General features: G+C 58.5%; 21 protein-coding genes and 1 other RNA gene. 17 read left to right on the top strand and 5 right to left on the bottom strand.

Going from position 1 to position 20,386, the window contains the following annotated elements; all coding sequences use genetic code 11:
* The first annotated feature begins 198 nt into the window (after positions 1 to 198).
* On the top strand, positions 199 to 1,335 hold the full coding sequence (locus CKW18_RS22570; protein ID WP_095190825.1) for an acyl-CoA dehydrogenase family protein: 1,137 nt from the start codon (positions 199 to 201) through the stop codon (positions 1,333 to 1,335).
* Positions 1,336 to 1,462: 127 nt separating this feature from the next.
* Here the strand turns inward: CKW18_RS22570 and CKW18_RS22565 are convergent, their stop codons facing one another.
* A complete protein-coding gene (locus CKW18_RS22565) occupies positions 1,463 to 2,503 on the bottom strand; it encodes an NADP(H)-dependent aldo-keto reductase (protein ID WP_095190824.1) in 1,041 nt (346 codons plus the stop codon).
* A gap of 245 nt (positions 2,504 to 2,748) precedes the next feature.
* Here CKW18_RS22565 and rplM point away from each other — a divergent pair, with 245 nt between their 5' ends.
* The 7 genes from rplM (at position 2,749) to CKW18_RS22530 (ending at position 7,636) form a co-directional block, all read left to right on the top strand.
* Entirely contained in the window at positions 2,749 to 3,177 is a 429-nt protein-coding gene (rplM, locus tag CKW18_RS22560) for a 50S ribosomal protein L13 (protein WP_007917032.1), read from the top strand.
* A gap of 14 nt (positions 3,178 to 3,191) precedes the next feature.
* A complete protein-coding gene (gene rpsI / locus CKW18_RS22555; RefSeq protein WP_003205364.1) occupies positions 3,192 to 3,584 on the top strand; it encodes a 30S ribosomal protein S9 in 393 nt (130 codons plus the stop codon).
* A 271-nt stretch (positions 3,585 to 3,855) separates the two neighbouring features.
* Entirely contained in the window at positions 3,856 to 4,449 is a 594-nt protein-coding gene (gene petA / locus CKW18_RS22550) for a ubiquinol-cytochrome c reductase iron-sulfur subunit (RefSeq protein WP_003228055.1), read from the top strand.
* Entirely contained in the window at positions 4,449 to 5,660 is a 1,212-nt protein-coding gene (locus tag CKW18_RS22545) for a cytochrome bc complex cytochrome b subunit (protein ID WP_095190823.1), read from the top strand. The genes petA and CKW18_RS22545 overlap by 1 nt, the downstream gene beginning before the upstream one ends.
* Complete coding sequence (locus tag CKW18_RS22540) at positions 5,660 to 6,442, top strand: cytochrome c1 (RefSeq protein ID WP_095190822.1); 783 nt, start codon at positions 5,660 to 5,662, stop codon at positions 6,440 to 6,442. The genes CKW18_RS22545 and CKW18_RS22540 overlap by 1 nt, the downstream gene beginning before the upstream one ends.
* A gap of 146 nt (positions 6,443 to 6,588) precedes the next feature.
* A complete protein-coding gene (locus tag CKW18_RS22535) occupies positions 6,589 to 7,206 on the top strand; it encodes a glutathione S-transferase N-terminal domain-containing protein (RefSeq protein WP_007961620.1) in 618 nt (205 codons plus the stop codon).
* A 16-nt stretch (positions 7,207 to 7,222) separates the two neighbouring features.
* Positions 7,223 to 7,636, top strand: coding sequence for a ClpXP protease specificity-enhancing factor (locus tag CKW18_RS22530; RefSeq protein WP_016985146.1), 414 nt, complete (start codon positions 7,223 to 7,225; stop codon positions 7,634 to 7,636).
* Between the two features lie 57 nt (positions 7,637 to 7,693).
* Here CKW18_RS22530 and CKW18_RS22525 read toward each other — a convergent pair whose 3' ends face one another.
* The 4 genes from CKW18_RS22525 to CKW18_RS22510 form a co-directional block, all read right to left on the bottom strand.
* Positions 7,694 to 8,272, bottom strand: a complete 579-nt coding sequence (locus CKW18_RS22525; protein ID WP_095190821.1) for a BON domain-containing protein — start codon at positions 8,270 to 8,272, stop codon at positions 7,694 to 7,696.
* A complete protein-coding gene (locus CKW18_RS22520) occupies positions 8,269 to 8,862 on the bottom strand; it encodes a phosphoheptose isomerase (protein WP_095190820.1) in 594 nt (197 codons plus the stop codon). The genes CKW18_RS22525 and CKW18_RS22520 overlap by 4 nt, the downstream gene beginning before the upstream one ends.
* Positions 8,863 to 8,963: 101 nt before the next feature.
* Positions 8,964 to 9,326: a YraN family protein gene (locus CKW18_RS22515; protein WP_095190819.1), complete on the bottom strand. Its 363-nt coding sequence runs from the start codon at positions 9,324 to 9,326 to the stop codon at positions 8,964 to 8,966.
* Positions 9,326 to 11,137, bottom strand: coding sequence for a penicillin-binding protein activator (locus CKW18_RS22510; RefSeq protein WP_095190818.1), 1,812 nt, complete (start codon positions 11,135 to 11,137; stop codon positions 9,326 to 9,328). The genes CKW18_RS22515 and CKW18_RS22510 overlap by 1 nt, the downstream gene beginning before the upstream one ends.
* Before the next feature lie 177 nt (positions 11,138 to 11,314).
* On the opposite strand from CKW18_RS22510, the gene rsmI reads away from it, so the two are divergent.
* From rsmI to mraY, 9 genes are all read left to right on the top strand, one after another.
* A complete protein-coding gene (rsmI, locus tag CKW18_RS22505) occupies positions 11,315 to 12,220 on the top strand; it encodes a 16S rRNA (cytidine(1402)-2'-O)-methyltransferase (RefSeq protein ID WP_095190817.1) in 906 nt (301 codons plus the stop codon).
* A 73-nt stretch (positions 12,221 to 12,293) separates the two neighbouring features.
* Positions 12,294 to 12,647: RNase P RNA component class A (rnpB, locus tag CKW18_RS22500), an RNA gene on the top strand.
* A 402-nt stretch (positions 12,648 to 13,049) separates the two neighbouring features.
* Positions 13,050 to 13,505 (top strand): division/cell wall cluster transcriptional repressor MraZ, encoded by a 456-nt coding sequence (gene mraZ / locus CKW18_RS22495; RefSeq protein WP_042560992.1) that lies wholly within the window; start codon positions 13,050 to 13,052, stop codon positions 13,503 to 13,505.
* Positions 13,502 to 14,449 (top strand): 16S rRNA (cytosine(1402)-N(4))-methyltransferase RsmH, encoded by a 948-nt coding sequence (gene rsmH / locus CKW18_RS22490; RefSeq protein WP_371857644.1) that lies wholly within the window; start codon positions 13,502 to 13,504, stop codon positions 14,447 to 14,449. The genes mraZ and rsmH overlap by 4 nt, the downstream gene beginning before the upstream one ends.
* Positions 14,446 to 14,739: a cell division protein FtsL gene (ftsL, locus tag CKW18_RS22485; RefSeq protein WP_095190816.1), complete on the top strand. Its 294-nt coding sequence runs from the start codon at positions 14,446 to 14,448 to the stop codon at positions 14,737 to 14,739. Before rsmH ends, ftsL begins: the two co-directional genes overlap by 4 nt.
* Positions 14,739 to 16,478: a penicillin-binding protein 2 gene (locus CKW18_RS22480; protein ID WP_170947305.1), complete on the top strand. Its 1,740-nt coding sequence runs from the start codon at positions 14,739 to 14,741 to the stop codon at positions 16,476 to 16,478. Before ftsL ends, CKW18_RS22480 begins: the two co-directional genes overlap by 1 nt.
* Complete coding sequence (locus CKW18_RS22475; protein ID WP_095190814.1) at positions 16,478 to 17,941, top strand: UDP-N-acetylmuramoyl-L-alanyl-D-glutamate--2,6-diaminopimelate ligase; 1,464 nt, start codon at positions 16,478 to 16,480, stop codon at positions 17,939 to 17,941. Before CKW18_RS22480 ends, CKW18_RS22475 begins: the two co-directional genes overlap by 1 nt.
* On the top strand, positions 17,934 to 19,301 hold the full coding sequence (gene murF, locus CKW18_RS22470) for a UDP-N-acetylmuramoyl-tripeptide--D-alanyl-D-alanine ligase (protein WP_095190813.1): 1,368 nt from the start codon (positions 17,934 to 17,936) through the stop codon (positions 19,299 to 19,301). The genes CKW18_RS22475 and murF overlap by 8 nt, the downstream gene beginning before the upstream one ends.
* Entirely contained in the window at positions 19,301 to 20,383 is a 1,083-nt protein-coding gene (mraY, locus tag CKW18_RS22465; RefSeq protein WP_095190812.1) for a phospho-N-acetylmuramoyl-pentapeptide-transferase, read from the top strand. The genes murF and mraY overlap by 1 nt, the downstream gene beginning before the upstream one ends.
* The last annotated feature ends 3 nt before the right edge of the window (positions 20,384 to 20,386 follow it).

Here is a 20,386-nt window from a genome sequence, read left to right as displayed (position 1 = left end):
GCCAGGATGCTGACGCGCCGCAAGGGCGTGGAGACTTGCTTGGACATAATTCAACTTTTTGTTTTGTTTTTATAAGGGAAAGTGGTCACCAGACGGCTGGATCGTCTTATTTTTTGTCGGATGTGTCCAGTGTCCTGTATCTCAGGTGAGGCTTAGTCTCTGAAGGTCATATCCCACCCACAAGAAGAAAGGTGCCGCATGATCCCCAGAACCTTGTTCAGCTCCGAGCACGAATTGTTCCGCGACAGCGTACGAACCTTCCTCGAAAAAGAGGCGGTGCCGTTTCATGCGCAGTGGGAAAAACAAGGCTATATCGACCGCCAGCTGTGGAACAAGGCAGGGGAGGCGGGAATGCTCTGCTCGCACCTGCCGGAAGAGTACGGTGGTCTGGGGGCGGACTTTCTTTACAGCGCGGTGGTGATCGAGGAGGTTGGCCGGTTGGGCCTGACCGGTATTGGTTTTTCACTGCATTCGGACATCGTCGCACCGTACATCCTGCATTACGGCAGCGAGGCGCTGAAACACAAATACCTGCCGAAACTGGTGTCGGGCGAGATGGTCACGGCGATTGCCATGACTGAGCCGGGCGCGGGCTCCGACTTGCAAGGCGTCAAGACCACAGCAGTACTGGACGGTGACGAATACGTGATCAACGGTTCGAAAACCTTCATCACCAACGGCTTCCTCGCCGATCTGGTGATCGTTGTTGCCAAGACCGATCCGAAAGCCGGAGCGAAGGGCACCAGCCTGTTTCTGGTCGAGGCGAATACGCCGGGTTTCGACAAGGGCAAACGCCTGGAGAAGGTCGGTATGAAGGCGCAGGACACCTCGGAACTGTTCTTCCAGGATGTACGCGTGCCGAAAGAAAACCTGTTGGGTCAGGCCGGGGCGGGGTTTGCCTATCTGATGCAGGAGCTGCCCCAGGAGCGTCTGACCGTGGCGATTGGTGGTCTGGCCTCGGCGGAAGCGGCGCTGCAATGGACACTCGATTACACCCGTGATCGCAAGGCGTTCGGCAAGGCGATTGCCGATTTCCAGAACACTCGCTTCAAGCTGGCGGAAATGGCCACGGAGATTCAGATCGGTCGGGTTTTTGTCGATAAGTGCCTGGAACTGCACCTGCAAGGCAAACTCGACGTACCGACCGCAGCGATGGCCAAATACTGGGGCACCGACCTGCAATGCAAGGTGCTCGACGAATGCGTGCAGTTGCATGGCGGTTACGGCTTCATGTGGGAATACCCGGTGGCGCGTGCCTGGGCGGACGCGCGAGTGCAGCGGATTTATGCCGGCACCAATGAAATCATGAAGGAGATTATTGCGCGGTCACTTTGATGGTCGTTCCCACGCTCTGCGTGGGAACGCCGCCGGGGACGCTCCGATTGGCCTCTTCACGAGCTCGCTCCCACAGGGGATCACCGTACCTGTGTGCGAGCCTGCTCGCGAAGCTTTTAGCGGCTGATCAAGGCGCCGGGTTCGGATGATCCTTGTGAATCGCCTCGATCCCCGCCAGCACTTCATCGGATAGCCTCAGATCAAAACTGGCAATATTGCTGTCCAGTTGCGCAAGCGTCGTCGCACCAATGATGTTGCTGGTGACGAACGGTTGCTGAGTCACGAACGCCAGCGCCATTTGCGCTGGGTCCAGGCCATGTTCACGCGCCAGCGCCACGTAACGGCTGCACGCTGCTTCCGATTGTGGATTGAAGTAGCGGCTGAAGCGGCTGTAGAGACTCAGGCGGCCCTTCGGTGGGCGCGCGCCACCTTCGTACTTGCCCGAGAGGAAACCGAACGCCAGTGGCGAATAGGCGAGCAGGCCGCACTGTTCACGGATGGCGATTTCCGCCAGACCGACTTCAAAGCTGCGGTTGAGCAGGTTGTAGGGGTTCTGGATCGACACCGCACGCGGCCAGCCACGGGCTTCGGCCAGGGCGAGGAAGCGCATGGTGCCCCACGGTGTTTCGTTGGACAGGCCGATATGGCGGATCTTGCCGGCCTTCACCTGCTCATCGAGCGCTTCGAGGGTGTCTTCGAGCGGCGTGAGGTTGGCTTCGATCTTGTGTTTGTAGCCCAGCTGTCCGAAAAAGTTGGTGCTGCGCTCCGGCCAGTGCAACTGGTAGAGGTCGATGTAGTCGGTTTGCAGGCGCTTGAGGCTGGCATCTACCGCTTCGGTGATGTGCTGGCGATTGTGGCGCAGGTTTTTGTCGCGGATGTAGTCGATGGTGTTGCCGGGGCCGGCGATTTTGCTGGCAAGGATCCAGTCGGCGCGATCGCCACGGCTTTTGAAATAATTGCCGATGTAGCGCTCTGTGGTGGCGTAGGTGTCAGCTTTCGGTGGCACCGGATACATCTCGGCAGTGTCGATGAAATTGATCCCGGCCTCTTTGGCCCGTTCTATCTGCGCGAAGGCTTCAGCTTCAGTGTTTTGCTCGCCCCAGGTCATGGTGCCGAGGCAGATTGCACTCACGTTCAGGTCGGTACGGCCTAGCTGGCGATAGTCCATCAGGTGCTCCTTGGGCAAAACAATCATAAAAGCAGGTTGAATTATTTTTCGCAATCTGCATAATTGCCGACCTCTTTCTGCAGTGGAAGTGATGCGCCGCCGCCGAAGAATCTTGCCGTTGAACGGACGCGCCGACCCGAGCCCCCGAAAGCGTCTGTATCCGGCTGCCTTTGACTTGTCAAAGTACGCACTATTCAGTAAGATCCGCCGTCTAATTTACAGGGCGGCCCCTGAGGCTATAAAGAATGAAAACTTTTACTGCTAAACCGGAAACAGTAAAGCGCGACTGGTTTGTCGTCGACGCTGCTGGTCAGACCCTGGGTCGTCTGGCCACCGAAATCGCGAGCCGTCTGCGTGGCAAGCACAAGCCTGAGTACACTCCTCACGTTGACACCGGCGACTACATCGTCGTAATCAACGCTGAGCAGATCCGTGTTACCGGCGCTAAAACCACTGACAAAATGTACTACTCCCACTCCGGTTTCCCGGGCGGCATCAAGTCGATCAACTTTGAAAAGCTGATCGCTAAAGCCCCTGAGCGCGTGATCGAGACCGCGGTTAAAGGCATGCTGCCTAAAAACCCACTGGGTCGCGACATGTACCGTAAGCTGAAAGTCTATGCGGGCGCTGCACACCCACATACTGCTCAGCAGCCCCAAGAACTGAAGTTTTAACGGAATAGTACATTATGTCGGCGACTCAAAATTACGGCACTGGCCGTCGCAAGACCGCAACCGCACGCGTTTTCCTGCGTCCGGGTACTGGTAACATCTCCATCAACAACCGTTCGCTGGATAACTTCTTTGGCCGCGAAACTGCCCGCATGGTAGTTCGTCAGCCGCTGGAGCTGACCGAGACTGTCGAGAAGTTCGACATCTACGTCACCGTGATCGGTGGTGGTGTAAGTGGTCAAGCTGGCGCAATCCGCCACGGCATCACTCGCGCTCTGATGGACTACGACGAAACCCTGCGTGGCGCTCTGCGCAAAGCTGGCTTCGTTACTCGCGACGCCCGTGAAGTTGAACGTAAGAAAGTTGGTCTGCGTAAAGCGCGTAAGCGTCCGCAGTACTCGAAGCGTTAATTTCGCTTCCACGTTCAAAAAGAACGCCCGATTCCTCACGGAACCGGGCGTTTTTTTATGCCTGCGATTTATCAAAAGAATTGCGCTGTGACAACTTGCCACATTCGTAGACCCCCTATACTGCAAGGCTTGAGGGTAAGAGCTCCGGGTAATTCCCTTGTCAGAATTGGGGCTTTTCATTACCATCTCGGCAAAATTTTTATAAGTAACATTGATTTATTTAGTAGATGCCTGATTTAACAGGCCACAAAAGCTGATGGGAGAGGACTGAATGAGCAATGACGGCGTGAATGCAGGCCGGCGTCGCTTCTTGGTAGCAGCCACATCCGTGGTGGGTGCTGCAGGAGCGGTGGGGGCTGCGGTCCCGTTCGTGGGGTCATGGTTTCCCAGTGCCAAGGCGAAAGCCGCCGGTGCACCGGTGAAAGTGAATGTCAGCAAGATCGAGCCAGGACAGCAGATGATTGCTGAGTGGCGCGGCCAGCCGGTGTTCATTGTCCGCCGTACTGCGGAAATCCTGGGGAATCTCAAGAAGATCGAGGGCCAGCTCTCCGATCCAACCTCCAAAAACTCCACGCAACCCACCTATGTCGACCCTGAAGTGCGATCGATCAAGCCGGAAATTCTCCTGCTGATCGGGATCTGCACGCACTTGGGTTGCTCACCGACCTTCCGTCCCGAGGTGGCACCTGCGGATCTGGGTAAAGACTGGGTAGGGGGTTATTTCTGCCCTTGCCACGGTTCCCACTACGATCTGGCTGGCCGCGTCTACAAGTCGCAACCTGCGCCTTTGAACCTGCCAGTTCCCCCGCATTCCTATGAGACCGATGACCTGATTGTCATTGGCGTCGATACGGAGAAAGCGTGATGAGCAAGTTCATGGATTGGGTGGATGCGCGCTTCCCTGCGACCAAAATGTGGGAAGACCATCTCAGCAAGTATTACGCTCCAAAAAACTTCAACTTCTTCTATTTCTTCGGCTCGCTGGCGCTGCTGGTCCTGGTTAACCAGATCGTCACCGGTGTCTGGCTGACGATGAGCTACACGCCGTCGGCAGAAGAAGCGTTCGCTTCCGTCGAATACATCATGCGCGACGTCGAGTACGGCTCGATCCTGCGTCTGTTGCACTCAACCGGCGCTTCGGCGTTCTTCATCGTGGTCTATCTGCACATGTTCCGTGGCTTGCTCTACGGTTCGTACCAGAAGCCGCGTGAGCTGGTCTGGGTATTCGGTATGCTGATTTATCTGGCGCTGATGGCTGAAGCATTCATGGGGTATCTGCTGCCGTGGGGCCAGATGTCCTACTGGGGCGCCCAGGTGATCATCTCGCTGTTTGGCGCGATTCCAGTCATCGGCAACGACCTGACGCAGTGGATTCGTGGTGACTACCTGATCTCGGGGATCACCCTGAACCGCTTCTTTGCCTTGCACGTCGTGGCCCTGCCGATCGTGATTCTCGGTCTGGTGGTGTTGCACATTCTGGCGCTGCACGAAGTCGGCTCGAACAACCCTGACGGCGTCGATATCAAGAAGCACAAAGACGAAAACGGCATCCCGCTGGATGGCATTGCCTTCCACCCTTACTACACCGTGAAAGACATTGTCGGTGTCGTGGTGTTCCTGTTCATCTTCTGTTTTATTGTGTTCTTCTTCCCGGAAATGGGCGGCTACTTCCTCGAAAAACCAAACTTTGAACCGGCCAACCCGTTCAAGACACCTGAGCACATTGCGCCGGTTTGGTATTTCACACCGTTCTACGCGATTCTGCGGGCGATCCCGGACAAACTCATGGGCGTTATCGCCATGGGCGCGGCGATTGCGGTGCTGTTTGTCCTGCCATGGCTCGACCGCAGCCCGGTCAAGTCGATGCGCTACAAAGGCTGGATGAGCAAAATCTGGCTGCTGGTGTTCTGCGTTTCGTTCGTCATCCTCGGCATTCTGGGTGTGTTAGCCCCGACGCCGGAGCGAACCTTGTTGTCGCAGGTCTGCACCTTCCTGTACTTCGCCTACTTCATTCTGATGCCGTTCTACACCAGGCTCGAGAAGACCAAACCGGTTCCGGAAAGGGTGACTGGCTGATGAAAAAGTTATTTTTTGCTCTGATTTTTGCTGCGCTGCCTGTGCTGTCCTTCGCCGCTGAACATGGTGGTCCAGAGCTGGAAAAGGTCGACATCGACGTTTCCGACAAGGCTGCCCTGCAAGATGGTGCGCGCACTTTTGCCAACTACTGCATGGGTTGCCACAGTGCCAAGTTCCAGCGTTACGAGCGGGTTGCCGATGATCTCGGTGTGCCGCATGAGCTGATGCTGGAGAAGCTTGTGTTCACGGGGGCCAAGATCGGTGATCACATGAACATCGGCATGCAACCGGCCGACGCCAAGACCTGGTTTGGCGCTGCGCCACCGGATCTGACGCTGGTGGCACGCGTGCGTGGCACTGACTGGCTGTACGGTTACCTGAAGTCGTTCTACGAAGATCCGGCGCGTCCGTGGGGCGTGAACAACAAGGTTTTCCCGAACGTCGGTATGCCTAACGTGCTGGTCGGCCTGCAAGGTCGACAGGTGGTGGGTTGCAAGCAGGTGCAGATCGTCGAAGACGGCAAGAAGCAATATGATCCGCTGACCGGTACGCCGTTGACACATGAAGCGTGCGATCAGTTGACCATCGTGCCGAAAACCGGTGCTCTTAACGAAGAGCAGTTCGATGAGAAGGTCAAGAATCTGGTAACCTTCCTGGCTTACTCGGCTAACCCGGTTAAGCTGCAACATCAGCGCATCGGTACTTACGTCTTGCTGTACCTGGCGTTCTTCTTTGTGTTCGCCTACCTGCTCAAGCGTGAATACTGGAAAGACGTGCACTGATACGCTTCAAGCATTGCTGTTAATCGCGCGCGCCCAAGGGCGTCTCCAATAGCGCAACGTCTGGCCAGCCAGGTGTTGCGGGAGGCGCCCTCTGGGCGCGCGCGTTTTTCCGGTTCCGATAATTTCAACAAGCGAGGAGGATCGCCATGGGCGTGACCAATCGGTTGGCCTGTTACTCCGACCCCGCCGACCACTATTCCCACCGAGTGCGCATCGTGCTTGCAGAGAAGGGTGTCAGCGCCGAAATCATTTACGTGGAAGCTGGTCGCCAGCCGCCTAAACTGATTGAGGTGAACCCTTACGGAAGCCTGCCCACGCTGGTCGATCGCGACTTGGCGTTGTGGGAGTCGACCGTGGTGATGGAATATCTGGATGAGCGTTACCCGCACCCGCCGTTGATGCCGGTTTATCCGGTGGCGCGTGCCAACAGTCGTCTGCTGATTCACCGTATTCAGCGCGACTGGTGTGGTCTGGTGGATCTGATTCTTGATCCGAAGTCCAAAGAGGCCGCGCGAGTCGTGGCGCGCAAGGAATTGCGTGAAAGCCTGACGGGCGTGTCGCCGCTGTTTGCCGACAAGCCGTTTTTCCTCAGTGAGGAACAAAGTCTGGTGGATTGCTGCCTATTGCCAATACTCTGGCGTTTGCCGATTCTGGGTATTGAACTGCCGCGGCCGGCCAAGCCGCTGCTTGATTATATGGAGCGCCAGTTTGCGCGTGAGGCTTTCCAGGCGAGTCTGTCTGGTGTCGAACGCGATATGCGCTAAGGCTTAAGGAGCCGCTATGAACTCCAGTCGACCTTATCTGGTCCGCGCGCTCTACGAGTGGATTGTGGATAACGATTGCACCCCGCACATGCTGGTCAATTCCGAATACCCGGCGGTGCAAGTGCCACAGGGTTTTGCCAGCGACGGGCAGATTGTCCTGAACATCTCGCCTAGTGCCGTGCGCCACTTGCATATGGACAACGACGTGGTGACCTTCGAAGGTCGCTTCGGTGGTGTTCCGCACAGTCTGTACGTGCCGATCAGCGCGATCCTGGGTATTTATGCCCGGGAGAACGGTCAGGGCATGGTGTTCGATATCGAGTCGCCGATGGATGACGAAGACGATATCGAACCGGATGATGATCTGCCGCCACCGGACAGCGAGCCACCGCGCCCAAGCGGCCGGCCAAGTCTGAAAGTGGTGAAATAAAAAAAAGGCGATCCTGATGGATCGCCTTTTTTATTGCCTTATCCTGCATGGGTGTCGTCAGTCGATGTATTCGAACAGCTTCACAATCTTCTGCACACCAGAAACGCCCTGAACCAGGTTGGTTGCCTGAGTGGCTTCCTGCTTGGTCAGCAGGCCCAGCAGATAGACAATACCGTTCTCGGTCACGACCTTGATGCGCGAGCCGGGAATGCTGGCGTCGGTGAGCATCTGGGTCTTGATCTTGGTGGTCAGCCACGCATCGTTCTGGCGGGCCAGCAGGGAGGAGGGCTGCAGCACTTGCAGTTCGTTGTGTACCTTCTTCACGCGCTGCACGTTGGCAGCGGCCTGTTCGGCCTTGGCCTTGAGGTCTTCACGGGGCGTCTGGCCAGCCAGCAGGACGACACCGTTGAAGCTGGTGACGACGATGTGCGAATCGTTGTCCAGCGCCGGATCGGCTTTGGCCACGTTCACGCCCACTTTGGTTTCGATCAGCGAGTCGTCGATCTTGCTGCCGAAGGTGCGGGTGCCGCGGTCGTCTTCAATCGGCGCTTCGCGGCTGGCATTTACTACCGAGGTGCAGCCGCTGATACCGAGGCACAGGGTCAAGGCCAGAAGGCCTAGGCGATTAGAGGTCATTCTTCACTCCCGAACAGTTGGCTGTCGATCAGATCGCAGAGGCAATGGATCACCAGCAAGTGGACTTCCTGAATACGTGCAGTGACGTTGGCCGGTACGCGAATTTCGACGTCCTCGGGCAACAGCAGCGACGCCATGCCGCCGCCATCGCGTCCAGTCAAAGCTACGACAATCATTTCGCGATCATGTGCGGCCTGGATCGCTTGAATAATGTTCGCCGAGTTACCGCTGGTCGAAATCGCCAGCAATACATCGCCCGGCTGGCCGAGCGCGCGTATCTGCTTGGAGAACACTTCGTTGTAGCTGTAGTCATTGGCGATCGAGGTGATCGTCGAGGTGTCGGTGGTCAGGGCGAGAGCGGGCAGGCTTGGGCGCTCGCGCTCAAAACGATTGAGCAGCTCGGAGGAAAAGTGCTGGGCGTCGCCGGCCGAGCCGCCGTTGCCGCACGAAAGCATTTTGCCTTCGTTGAGCAGGGCATTGACCATGATCTGGCTGGCTTGCTCGATGTGCGGTGCAAGTACGTCCATCGCCTGTTGCTTGGTGTCGATACTGGCCTGGAAAAGCTGGCGAATTCGGGATTGCATGTCCATCTGTGTGACCTTAAGTAGCGCGGCTGTTCGGCACGTGAATGTGCAGCCCGCAAAGCAAAGAGCAAAATTTGTCGGATGAAAAAGTCCGGATTGGCAGCAGATCAACTGTCGAAAGCATTCTGCAACCAGTTCAGCTGACTCGGGTGGCTGTCGATGGCCACCACGTCGAAGCGGCAGGGGGAATTGGCCCAACGCGACTCGCGCTGAAGAAAATACTGCGCAGCGAAAATCAGTTTCTGCTGCTTGCGCTCATTGATGCTAGCGAGCGCGCCACCCCATTGAGTGTTTTTTCTGTAGCGAACTTCAACGAATACTACTGTATCGCCATCAAGCATGACCAGATCAAGCTCGCCGCGTTTGCATAACCAGTTCTGCGCCAGCAGGCGCAGACCTTGTTTCTGCAGATGCTCGAGCGCTTGGCGCTCGGCATCTTTACCGCTTTGCGAGCGTGACCTGTCGGGCATCAGCGCGGGGTATCCGGCAGACGTTGAATCTGACCGCTGACAAACTGCGCCCAAGGCAACTGGCGTACAACACGCTGGGTCTGGGTCATGCCGAGGCTACCCGACTGACCTTCGATGCGGCTGTCCGGCAGGGCTTTGAGTTGGCCCAGACGCGGTGCCAGACGGTAAGCGTCGACGCCCATGGCGTACAGGCGGCCAAGGCTGCCGGCAGCTTGTGGCCACTGTGCCGTGACTTGCTGGCGCAACGGATCATTGGCTTCCAGCAACCACGGGGTTTCGCAGAAGCGGATGCCGTTCATGTCGTTGTACTGGTTCACGTCGCCGCTAGCGCTGTAAACGTGCGAGGTCGCATAAACGGGCACGTCACCGGCGTACTGGAAGTTCAGAGTCGGCTTGATCTGCTGTGCTTGTTGTGGAGTGGCAGCGAGAAAGATGAACTCGATGTCCTGGCGACGCGAAGGCTGTGCGGCGACATTGGTGCCGGCAGCGTTTTGCAGGCTCTTGGCGCGGGCTTCACTCTGGCGCAGCTGGAACATGTCGGCGATTTGTTGCGCCAGTTGCACGGGCTGATCAACACGTTCGGTGGCAACGATGCTGCCGCCATTGGCTTGCCAGTCCTGGCTGAAGGCGCGCAGCACGCGGTCGCCCCATTCGCCTTTCGGCACCATGATGGCTGCGCGGTGCAGGCCATCGGCGCGGGCGCGACGGGAGACTTCACGGGCTTCGTCTTCAGCTGCCAGGCCAAACTGGAACAACTGCGCCGGGCCTTGATCGCCTTCGCTGTAGTTCAGCGCCAGCGTGGTGATCGGCAGTTGCAGGCGGGTGCTCAATTGCTTGACCAGGGGTTTTTCCAGTGGGCCGACAACCAGTTGCACACCGTCAGCCTGGGCCTTGCGGTAGAGCTCGTCCATCGAAGTCAGTTTCGAGCTGTCATAGAACACGATGGCTGGCGGCTTTTGCCCAGCCTGTTGGGCCTGATAGTGCGCAGCCATGAAGCCTTCACGCAGCGCTTTACCGACCGCAGCCAGCTGGCCGTCTTGTGGCAGCAGCAAGGCGATTTTGCTCAGCGGCTGGCTGGCCAGTTCCTTGAGTTTGGTCAGCGGTAGCGGCAGGTTGATGGCGGCCGGGTGTTTTGGGTTCTGCGCGCGCCAGGTATCGATCGCGGCTTGCTGTTGTTCCAGCGTGCCAGCGGTTTTCACGGCTTGTGCCAAAGCCATCCAGCCGCCGAGGTCGTCGCTGGTGTTTGGTTGCAATTGGTCAGTTGGCAGGGAGGCGATCAAGGTCCAGATCGCTTCATGGTTCTTGCTCGCGGCTTCGCCTTGCAGCATCGGCGCAATGAAGATGCGCTCGCGGGCTGCCGCCAGCGTCTGGCCATCGGCTTCCAGGGCACGGGCGTGCACGGTGCCGGTGCGAACCTGTTGCTCTTGCGGCATCTCACCCAGTTTTTGCAGGCTTGGGTGGCTCAGGGCGGTCAGCGCGGCTTTCGGCTGATTGCGGGTCATGGCCAGTTCGGCGGCCAGGGTGTTGGCGAAAATCTGCTGCCCCGGCTTGAGTTGCTCGATGGGCACCTGTTGCAGGATTTGCGCGGACTGCCCGGCATTGCCCTGGCGATAAGCCAGATCTGCTGCGCTCAAGCGCAACAGGGCGGCTTTTTCCGGGGTTTTAGCCTGGCTAGCCTGTTCGAGCAGTTGCTCGATGCTGGCATCCGGAGTCCGTGGAAGTTCGCCAAGGCTGGAGGAAGGGGAGCTGGCGCAAGCCGCCAACAAGGCAGCGAGGCAGAGGGCAGTGAACAGCCGCAGGCAAGCGATCATGTAAGTGTTCCTGATACTCGATCAAATTAGCGTGGAATTGTACCCAAGCACTGGCCGGGGCGCGATGTTACTGGCGTGAATCGGTCAATTTAGCTGGAGTAAATGTTGCGGAGCCGCACAACTGCGCGCAAAACCATGGGCGGGCAGAGCGCATCGCAAGCCTCGTGACGCGTTACAATGCTGGCTTTTACCGATCATGAGGTGTGCGCTTTGACTGCTCCAGGTCCTTTGAATTCCGCTGCTGGCTCGCTTTATGTGGTGGCGACGCCCATCGGCAACCTGGACGACATCAGTGCCCGGGCACTGAAAATCCTTCGGGAGGTGGCGCTGATCGCTGCCGAAGACACGCGTCACTCCCAGCGACTGATGCAGCACTTCGGTATTTCCACGCCGTTGGCTGCTTGCCATGAGCATAACGAAAGAGATGAAGGTAGCCGTTTTATTACCCGTTTGCTGGCGGGTGACAACGTCGCACTGATTTCCGATGCCGGTACGCCGCTGATTTCCGATCCGGGCTATCACCTGGTCCGTCAGGCCCGTGCCGCCGGAATCAACGTGGTGCCGGTGCCTGGCGCTTGTGCCTTGATCGCCGCGTTGTCGGCGGCAGGCTTGCCGTCCGATCGCTTTATCTTTGAAGGTTTCCTGCCGGCCAAGTCGGTCGGGCGCAAGGCGCGTCTGGAAGCGGTCAAAGAAGAACCGCGCACGCTGATCTTCTATGAGGCGCCGCATCGAATTCTCGAGTGCCTGCAGGATATGGAGGCGGTATTCGGTGGTGAGCGCCAGGCTTTGCTGGCTCGGGAGATAACCAAAACCTTCGAAACGCTCAAGGGCCTGCCCTTGGCCGAACTGCGTGCGTTCGTCGAGTCCGACAGCAATCAACAGCGCGGTGAGTGCGTGGTATTGGTCGCAGGCTGGACGGCGCCTGAGTCCGAAGACGCCGTCAGCAGCGAGGCGATGCGCATCCTCAATCTGTTGCTTGAAGAGATGCCGCTCAAGCGTGCCGCAGCGCTCGCAGCGCAGATTACCGGTGAGCGCAAAAACGTGCTGTATCAGGTCGCGCTGGATAAGCAGAAAGACGTGTAAGCCGTCGCCCATAGCGGTCTTGAGGCTTTTAGCGCTTGTTCTTCGGTCGCTCTGCCGTTAACCTTCGCGGCGGAGAGTCGATCGGACAGTCGCTGCCCTCTATGAAAATTAGGGGGGGGAGGAAAGTCCGGGCTCCATAGGGCGAAGTGCCAGGTAATGCCTGGGAGGCGTGAGCCTACGGAAAGTGCCACAGAAAATAACCGCCTAAGCGCTTCGGCGCCGGTAAGGGTGAAAAGGTGCGGTAAGAGCGCACCGCACGTCTGGCAACAGTTCGTGGCTAGGTAAACCCCACTTGGAGCAAGACCAAATAGGGTCCCAAGGCGTGGCCCGCGCTGGGACCGGGTAGGTTGCTAAAGATGTCCAGTGATGGCCATCGTAGACGAATGACTGTTCAAGACAGAACCCGGCTTACAGATCGACTCTCCACCTTTTTCTTTCCCTGCTTGAATCTGTGGCATCAGGGCTGTGTATGATCAGCAGGCCTGGGCTGAAAGTTCGGCAGCGGCAAATGCAGTAATAGCCATTTCCCACCTTGCTTCAATCAACAGCAGAAGCGCTTTTGTAATACCGAAAAAATCTTACTCTTAACAAATTACTTTAACTTTCGAGCGCAGCTTTCAGTGCTGCATCAAGTTATTGGTCAGTTGGCACCGCCAGATTCTCGTTACGCCTCCTTTTATGCTCCTAAATCTCCGTTCTGTAAGGGTTTTCCTTTAATCCGCGCCTTGACGGTGTGGTGGGCGCATTCCTATAGTGTGCGCAAGTGGCGGAAAGTGGCATGAAGTGGGTTTTTTGAGCTCAAAACGATAAAAATTGGAGAAACGCTGACGTGTTTCGCGGAGCTAACGCTATCAGTCTCGATGCAAAGGGCCGTCTCGCTATGCCGAGCCGGTACCGTGACGAGCTCGATTCGCGTAGTTCCGGCCAATTGATCGTCACCATTGATGCCGTTGATCCTTGTCTTTGTGTTTATCCGCTCGACGAGTGGGAAATTATTGAAACCAAGTTGCGCGCGCTTCCTTCGCTTCGCGAAGAGAACCGTCGCCTGCAGCGTTTATTGATTGGTAATGCCGTCGACCTCGAACTCGATGGCAGTGGTCGTTTTCTGGTTCCACCGCGTCTGCGCGAATACGCCAAGCTTGATAAGAAAGCGATGCTGGTGGGCCAACTGAACAAGTTCCAATTGTGGGACGAGGATGCATGGAACGCGGTATCTGCCGCTGACCTTGCTGCCATTCAACAACCGGGCGCGATGCCTGATGAACTGCGTGATTTGATCCTGTGACTATTGATAGCGGCTTTAACCACATCACCGTACTGCTTGACGAAGCCGTCGAGGCTCTCGTCGTACGCCCTGATGGCTGCTATCTGGATGGCACGTTCGGGCGCGGTGGGCACAGTCGGTTGATCCTCAGCCAGCTTGGAACCGACGGTCGACTCATCGGTTTCGACAAAGATCCACAAGCGATTGCCACCGGGCAAACGCTAGCGGCCGAAGACGGCCGCTTTGTCGTTGTGCAGCGCAGCTTTGCCGAACTCGGTTCGGAAGTCGCCGAACGCGGTCTGGCCGGCAAGGTCAGCGGCATCCTGCTCGACCTCGGCGTGTCTTCGCCGCAGCTCGACGACGCTGAGCGCGGTTTCAGTTTCCTCAACGACGGCCCGCTGGACATGCGCATGGACCCGTCCCGTGGCATCAGCGCTGCCGAGTTCGTCAACACCGCGCCGGTGGAAGAAATCGCCCGGGTGTTCAAGGAATACGGTGAGGAACGTTTCTCTGGGCGCATGGCTCGCGCCGTCGCCGAGCGTCGCGATATCACCCCTTTCGAGCGCACCGCTGATCTGGCTGAAGTGTTGAAAGTCGCCAACCCGGCGTGGGAAAAGGGCAAGAACCCGGCCACCCGTGCGTTCCAGGGTTTACGCATTCACGTCAACAACGAACTGGGTGATCTGGAAGCCGGCCTCGAAGCCGCGCTGGAAGCTCTGGAAGTTGGCGGCCGTTTGGTGGTGATCAGCTTCCACTCGCTGGAAGACCGCATCGTCAAACTGTTCATGCGCAAGCTGGTGAAAGGCGAAGCCGACAACCTGCCGCGCAACCTGCCGGTTCGCCACGTGGCGTTCGAACCGAAAATCAAAGTCCATGGCAAAGCGCAGACGGCCTCCGACGCCGAACTCAAGGCCAACCCACGTTCCCGTAGCGCCGTCATGCGCGTCGCGGAGAAGCTGCGGTGAGCAAGCTTTTCGCCAAGCCACTGCCCGGCGGCAGCTTTTTCATGCTGCTGCTGTTTGTCGCCGTGCTCGTGTCGGCCATTGGCGTGTCTTATAGCGCGCACTGGAACCGCCAGTTGCTCAACAATCTTTATAACGAACTCAGCGTGCGCGACAAGGCGCAGGCCGAGTGGGGTCGCCTGATTCTCGAGCAAAGCACCTGGACCGCGCACAGCCGGATCGAAGTGCTGGCCACCGAACAACTGAAGATGAAAATCCCGGGCGCGGCTGACGTGAAGATGGTGGCGCCATGATGAAACTCGAAGGCGCACTGTTCCCATGGCGCTTCCGCCTGATGGTCGCGCTGCTTGGCGTGATGGTTGCGGCGATCTGCTGGCGCATCATTGACCTGCAAGTGGTTGACCGTGACTTCCTTAAAGGTCAGGGCGACGCGCGCAGTCTGCGTCATATCCCGATTCCGGCGCACCGCGGTCTGATCACCGACCGTAACGGCGAGCCTTTGGCCGTCAGTACGCCGGTGACCACGCTGTGGGCCAACGCCAAGGAAATGCAGACCGCCAAAGAGAAGTGGCCAGCACTGGCCGCCGCGCTGGGGCAGGACCCGAAAGCCCTGAGTGAGCGCCTCGAAGCGCAAGCCAACAAAGAATTCATTTATCTGGTGCGCGGGCTGACTCCCGAGCAGGGCCAGTCCGTGCTCGACCTTAAAGTGCCGGGCGTTTATGGCATCGAAGAATTCCGCCGCTTCTATCCGGCCGGTGAAGTCACGGCGCACATGGTCGGCTTTACCGACATAGACGACCACGGTCGCGAAGGCGTCGAACTTGCTTACGACGAGTGGCTCGCTGGCGTACCCGGCAAGCGGCAGGTCATCAAGGATCGGCGCGGTCGGCTGATCAAGGATGTCCAGGTCACCAAAAACGCCAAGGCCGGTAAGCCCTTGGCGTTGTCCATTGACCTGCGCCTGCAATATCTGGCCAACCGCGAACTGCGTAACGCGATCATCGAGAACGGCGCGAAGGCCGGCAGTCTGGTGATCATGGACGTGAAGACCGGCGAGATCCTCGCCATGGTCAACCAGCCGACCTACAACCCGAACAACCGTCGCAACCTGCAACCGGCGATGATGCGTAACCGCGCGATGATCGACGTGTTCGAACCGGGTTCGACCATGAAAGCCATCTCTATGGCCGCCGCGATCGAAACCGGTCGATGGAAACCAAGCGACACCGTCGAGGTTTATCCAGGCACGCTGCAGATCGGCAAATACACCATCAAGGACGTTTCGAGGTCCGAAGGCCCGGTGCTGGACCTGACCGGCATCCTGATCAATTCCAGTAACGTCGGCATGAGTAAGGTCGCGTTCGATATCGGCGGCGAAACCATTTTCCGCCTCGCGCAGAAGGTCGGTCTGGGCCAGGACACCGGCCTCGGCTTCCCGGGTGAACGTGTCGGCAACTTGCCGAACTACCGCGATTGGCGCAAGGCTGAAACCGCGACGCTGTCCTACGGCTACGGTATTTCCGTGACCGCGATTCAACTGGTTCACGCGTTTTCGGCCCTGGCCAACAACGGTCGTCTCGCGCCGTTGACCTTGATCAAAACCGACAAGGCACCGCAGACCACTCAGGTGCTGCCGGAAGCCGTTGCGAAAACCATGCAAGGCATGTTGACCCAAGTGATCGAGGCTCCGCGCGGCGTGTTCCGCGCGCAGGTGCCGGCGTATCACGTGGCCGGCAAGTCGGGTACTGCGCGCAAGACTTCGGTGGGTACCAAGGGTTACGCCGAAAACTCGTACCGCTCGCTGTTCGCCGGTTTCGGCCCGATGAGCGATCCGCGTTACGCGATTGTTGTAGTGATCGATGAACCGTCCAAGGCCGGTTACTTCGGTGGTCTGGTATCGGCGCCGGTATTCAGCCGTGTGATGTCTGGAACCTTGCGCCTGATGAACGTGACCCCGGACAACCTGCCGACCACACAACAGGCCAACGCCACCCCGGTCATTCCGCTGAAAGCCAATGGAGGGCGCGGCTGATGTCATTAAGTCTGAACAAAATATTCCCCCACGCCGGCCACGATCTGTTGATCCGTGAATTGGCGCTGGACAGCCGCAACGTACGCGCAGGTGATTTGTTCCTCGCGGTGCCGGGCGGCAAATTCGATGGCCGTGCGCACATTGCCGATGCATTGGCGCGCGGCGCTGCCGCGGTGGCGTATGAAGTGGAAGGCGCCACCGTGCTGCCTATCACTGATGTGCCGTTGATTCCGGTCAAGGGGCTCGCGGCGCAGTTGTCAGATATCGCCGGGCGTTTTTACGGCGAACCAAGCCATCATCTGAATTTGATCGGCGTCACCGGCACCAACGGTAAAACCAGCGTGACCCAACTGGTCGCGCAGGCATTGGATCTGCTCGGCCAGCATTGCGGCATTGTCGGCACCCTGGGTTCCGGCTTCTATGGCGCACTGCAAAGCGGTCTGCACACCACGCCCAATCCAATTGCCGTACAGGCGACTCTGGGCGACCTGAAAAAGGCCGGCGCGAAAGCCGTGGCCATGGAAGTCTCGTCCCATGGTCTGGATCAGGGCCGGGTGACCGCGCTGGCGTTCGACGTGGCGGTGATGACCAACCTGTCCCGCGATCATCTGGATTATCACGGCACCATGGAGGCTTACGCCGAGGCCAAGGCCAAGCTGTTCGCCTGGAATGATTTGAAGTGCCGCGTGGTCAACCTCGACGACGATTTCGGCCGGCAACTGGCCGCCGATAAACGTGAGTCGCGCTTGATCACCTACAGCCTGCTCGACAGCAGTGCTTACCTGTTCTGCCGCGAGGCGCAGTTCGACGACCACGGCGTGCGCGCCACGCTGGTGACGCCGCAGGGCGAACATCATCTGCGCAGCACCTTGCTCGGGCGCTTTAACCTGAGCAACGTACTGGCCGCCGTCGGCGCCTTGCTCGGTCTGGACTACGCGCTCGACGAAATTCTCAAGGTCCTGCCGAAACTCGAAGGCCCGGCCGGACGCATGCAGCGTCTTGGCGGTGGCACTCAGCCGTTGGTGGTGGTCGATTACGCCCACACACCGGATGCACTGGAAAAAGTTCTCACGGCATTGCGCCCACACGTCAAAGGCAAGTTGCTGTGCCTGTTCGGCTGCGGCGGTGATCGCGATCGTGGCAAACGTCCGTTGATGGCCGAAGTGGTCGAGCGTCTGGCTGATCAAGTGCTGGTCACCGATGACAATCCGCGTACTGAAGACCCGGCCGTTATTTTCGATGACATCCGCGCCGGTTTCACCGCTGTGGATAAAGTCACTTTCGTCGCTGGCCGTGGTCTGGCCATCGCGCAGTTGATCGCCGGTGCTTCGGCTGATGACGTGATCGTCCTGGCCGGCAAGGGTCACGAGGACTATCAGGAAATCAACGGTGAGCGCCATGCCTTCTCCGATCTGGTCGAAGCCGATCACGCGCTGACCGCTTGGGAGGTGGCCCATGCTTAAGGCCCTCAAACTCAGCGAGTTGACCAACGCACTCGACGCACGTTTGATCACTGCCGATGCCAGCTTCGACGGCGTCAGCATCGACAGCCGCGCGATCCAGCCGGGCCAACTGTTTATTGCGTTGACCGGCCCGCGTTTCGACGGTCACGATTACCTGAATGACGTCGCCGGCAAAGGCGCCGTGGCGGCGCTGGTCGAGCGTGAAGTCGCCGACAGCACCTTGCCGCAATTGCTGGTCAAGGACACCCGTCAGGCCTTGGGCCAGCTGGGTGCCTTGAACCGCGCAGCCTTTACTCAGCCAGTGGCAGCGATCACCGGTTCCAGCGGCAAGACCACCGTCAAGGAAATGCTCGCGAGCATCCTGCGCACGCGCGGTCCGGTGCTGGCGACTCGGGGCAATCTGAACAACGACCTCGGCGCGCCACTGACTCTGCTCGAACTGGCCCCGGAACATACGGCGGCCGTGATCGAACTGGGTGCCTCGCGTCTGGGCGAAATCGCCTACACCGTCGGGCTGACCAAACCGCATGTGGCGATCTTGAACAATGCCGGTACCGCTCACGTCGGTGAGTTCGGTGGCCCGGAAAAAATCGTCGAAGCCAAGGGCGAAATCATCGATGGGCTGGCAGCGGATGGCGTTGCTGTGCTCAATCTTGATGACAAGGCCTTCGGTATCTGGAAGACCCGCGCTGCCGCTCGCAAAGTGCTGACGTTCGCCCTGAGCAATCCTCAGGCGGATTTCTACGCCAGCGATCTGAGCACCGATGCCCGTGGTTGCCCGGCCTTCAATCTGCACACACCTGAAGGTGTCGAATACGTTCAACTGAACCTGCTCGGCACCCACAACGTTGCCAATGCCATGGCCGCTGCCGCCGCCGCTCTCGCCCTCGGCGTGTCGCTGTTCGGCATCGCCACCGGGCTTGGCGCCGTGCAACCGGTCAAGGGGCGCACCGTTGCGCAACTGGCGAAAAACGGTATGCGCGTGATCGATGACACTTACAACGCAAACCCCACCTCAATGTGCGCGGCCGTTGATATACTCGCCGGCTTTTCCGGCCGCACCGTCCTGGTGCTCGGAGATATCGGCGAGTTGGGCGATTGGGCGGAGCAGGGGCACCGCGACGTGGGCGAGTACGCCCGGGGCAAGGTTTCCGCGCTTTATGCCGTTGGGCCGAACATGGTTCACGCCGTAAACGCTTTCGGCGAACAGGCGCATCACTTCGGCACGCAAGCCGAACTGATCCAGGCCCTCGACGCCGAGCAGGACACAAACACCACCATTTTGATCAAGGGTTCGCGCAGTGCTGCGATGGAAAACATCGTTGCAGCTCTGTGCGGGTCCAGTCTGGAGAAACATTAATGCTGCTGCTGTTAGCGGAGTATCTGCAACAGTTCTACAAAGGCTTCGCGGTCTTCCAGTACCTGACCCTGCGCGGGATCCTCGGTGTGCTGACCGCGCTGGTTTTGTCGCTGTGCTATGGCCCGTGGATGATCCGCACTTTGCAGAACCGGCAGATCGGTCAATCCGTGCGTAACGACGGCCCGCAATCGCACCTGTCCAAGTCGGGCACACCGACCATGGGTGGTGCGCTGATTCTGTCTTCGATCGGCGTCAGCACCTTGCTCTGGGCTGACCTGAGCAACCGTTATGTCTGGACCGTGCTGCTGGTGACCCTGCTGTTCGGCGCCATCGGTTGGGTCGACGATTACCGTAAAGTCATTGAGAAGAACTCCCGTGGCTTGCCGAGCCGCTGGAAGTATTTCTGGCAGTCGGTGTTCGGCCTCGGCGCGGCGATCTTCCTTTATATGACTGCTGCTACTCCGGTGGAAACCACGCTGATCCTGCCGATGCTCAAGGACTACAGCATTCCGCTGGGCTTGGGCTTCATTGTGCTGACTTACTTCGTGATCGTCGGTTCGAGCAACGCGGTCAACCTGACTGACGGCCTCGACGGTCTGGCGATCATGCCAACCGTGATGGTCGGCGGTGGCCTGGGCATTTTCTGCTACCTGTCGGGTAACGTGAAATTCGCCGAATATCTGCTGATTCCTTATGTACCGGGCGCGGGCGAACTGATCGTGTTCTGCGGTGCGCTGATCGGTGCCGGTCTGGGCTTCCTCTGGTTCAACACGTATCCAGCACAAGTCTTCATGGGCGACGTCGGTGCACTGGCACTCGGCGCAGCCTTGGGCACCATCGCGGTGATCGTCCGTCAGGAAATCGTCCTGTTCATCATGGGCGGTGTGTTCGTGATGGAAACCCTGTCAGTCGTCATTCAGGTTGCGTCCTTTAAGCTGACCGGTCGCCGTGTATTCCGCATGGCACCGATACACCACCACTTTGAACTCAAGGGCTGGCCCGAGCCGCGCGTGATCGTCCGTTTCTGGATCATCACCGTGATTCTCGTGTTGGTTGGCCTTGCCACCCTGAAGCTGAGGTAGAAC

Source organism: Pseudomonas sp. Irchel 3E19, from assembly GCF_900187585.1.
Lineage (GTDB): Bacteria > Pseudomonadota > Gammaproteobacteria > Pseudomonadales > Pseudomonadaceae > Aquipseudomonas > Aquipseudomonas baetica.
Note: the sequence above shows the minus strand (reverse complement) of the source record. Positions and strands in the feature narration are given on the sequence as shown.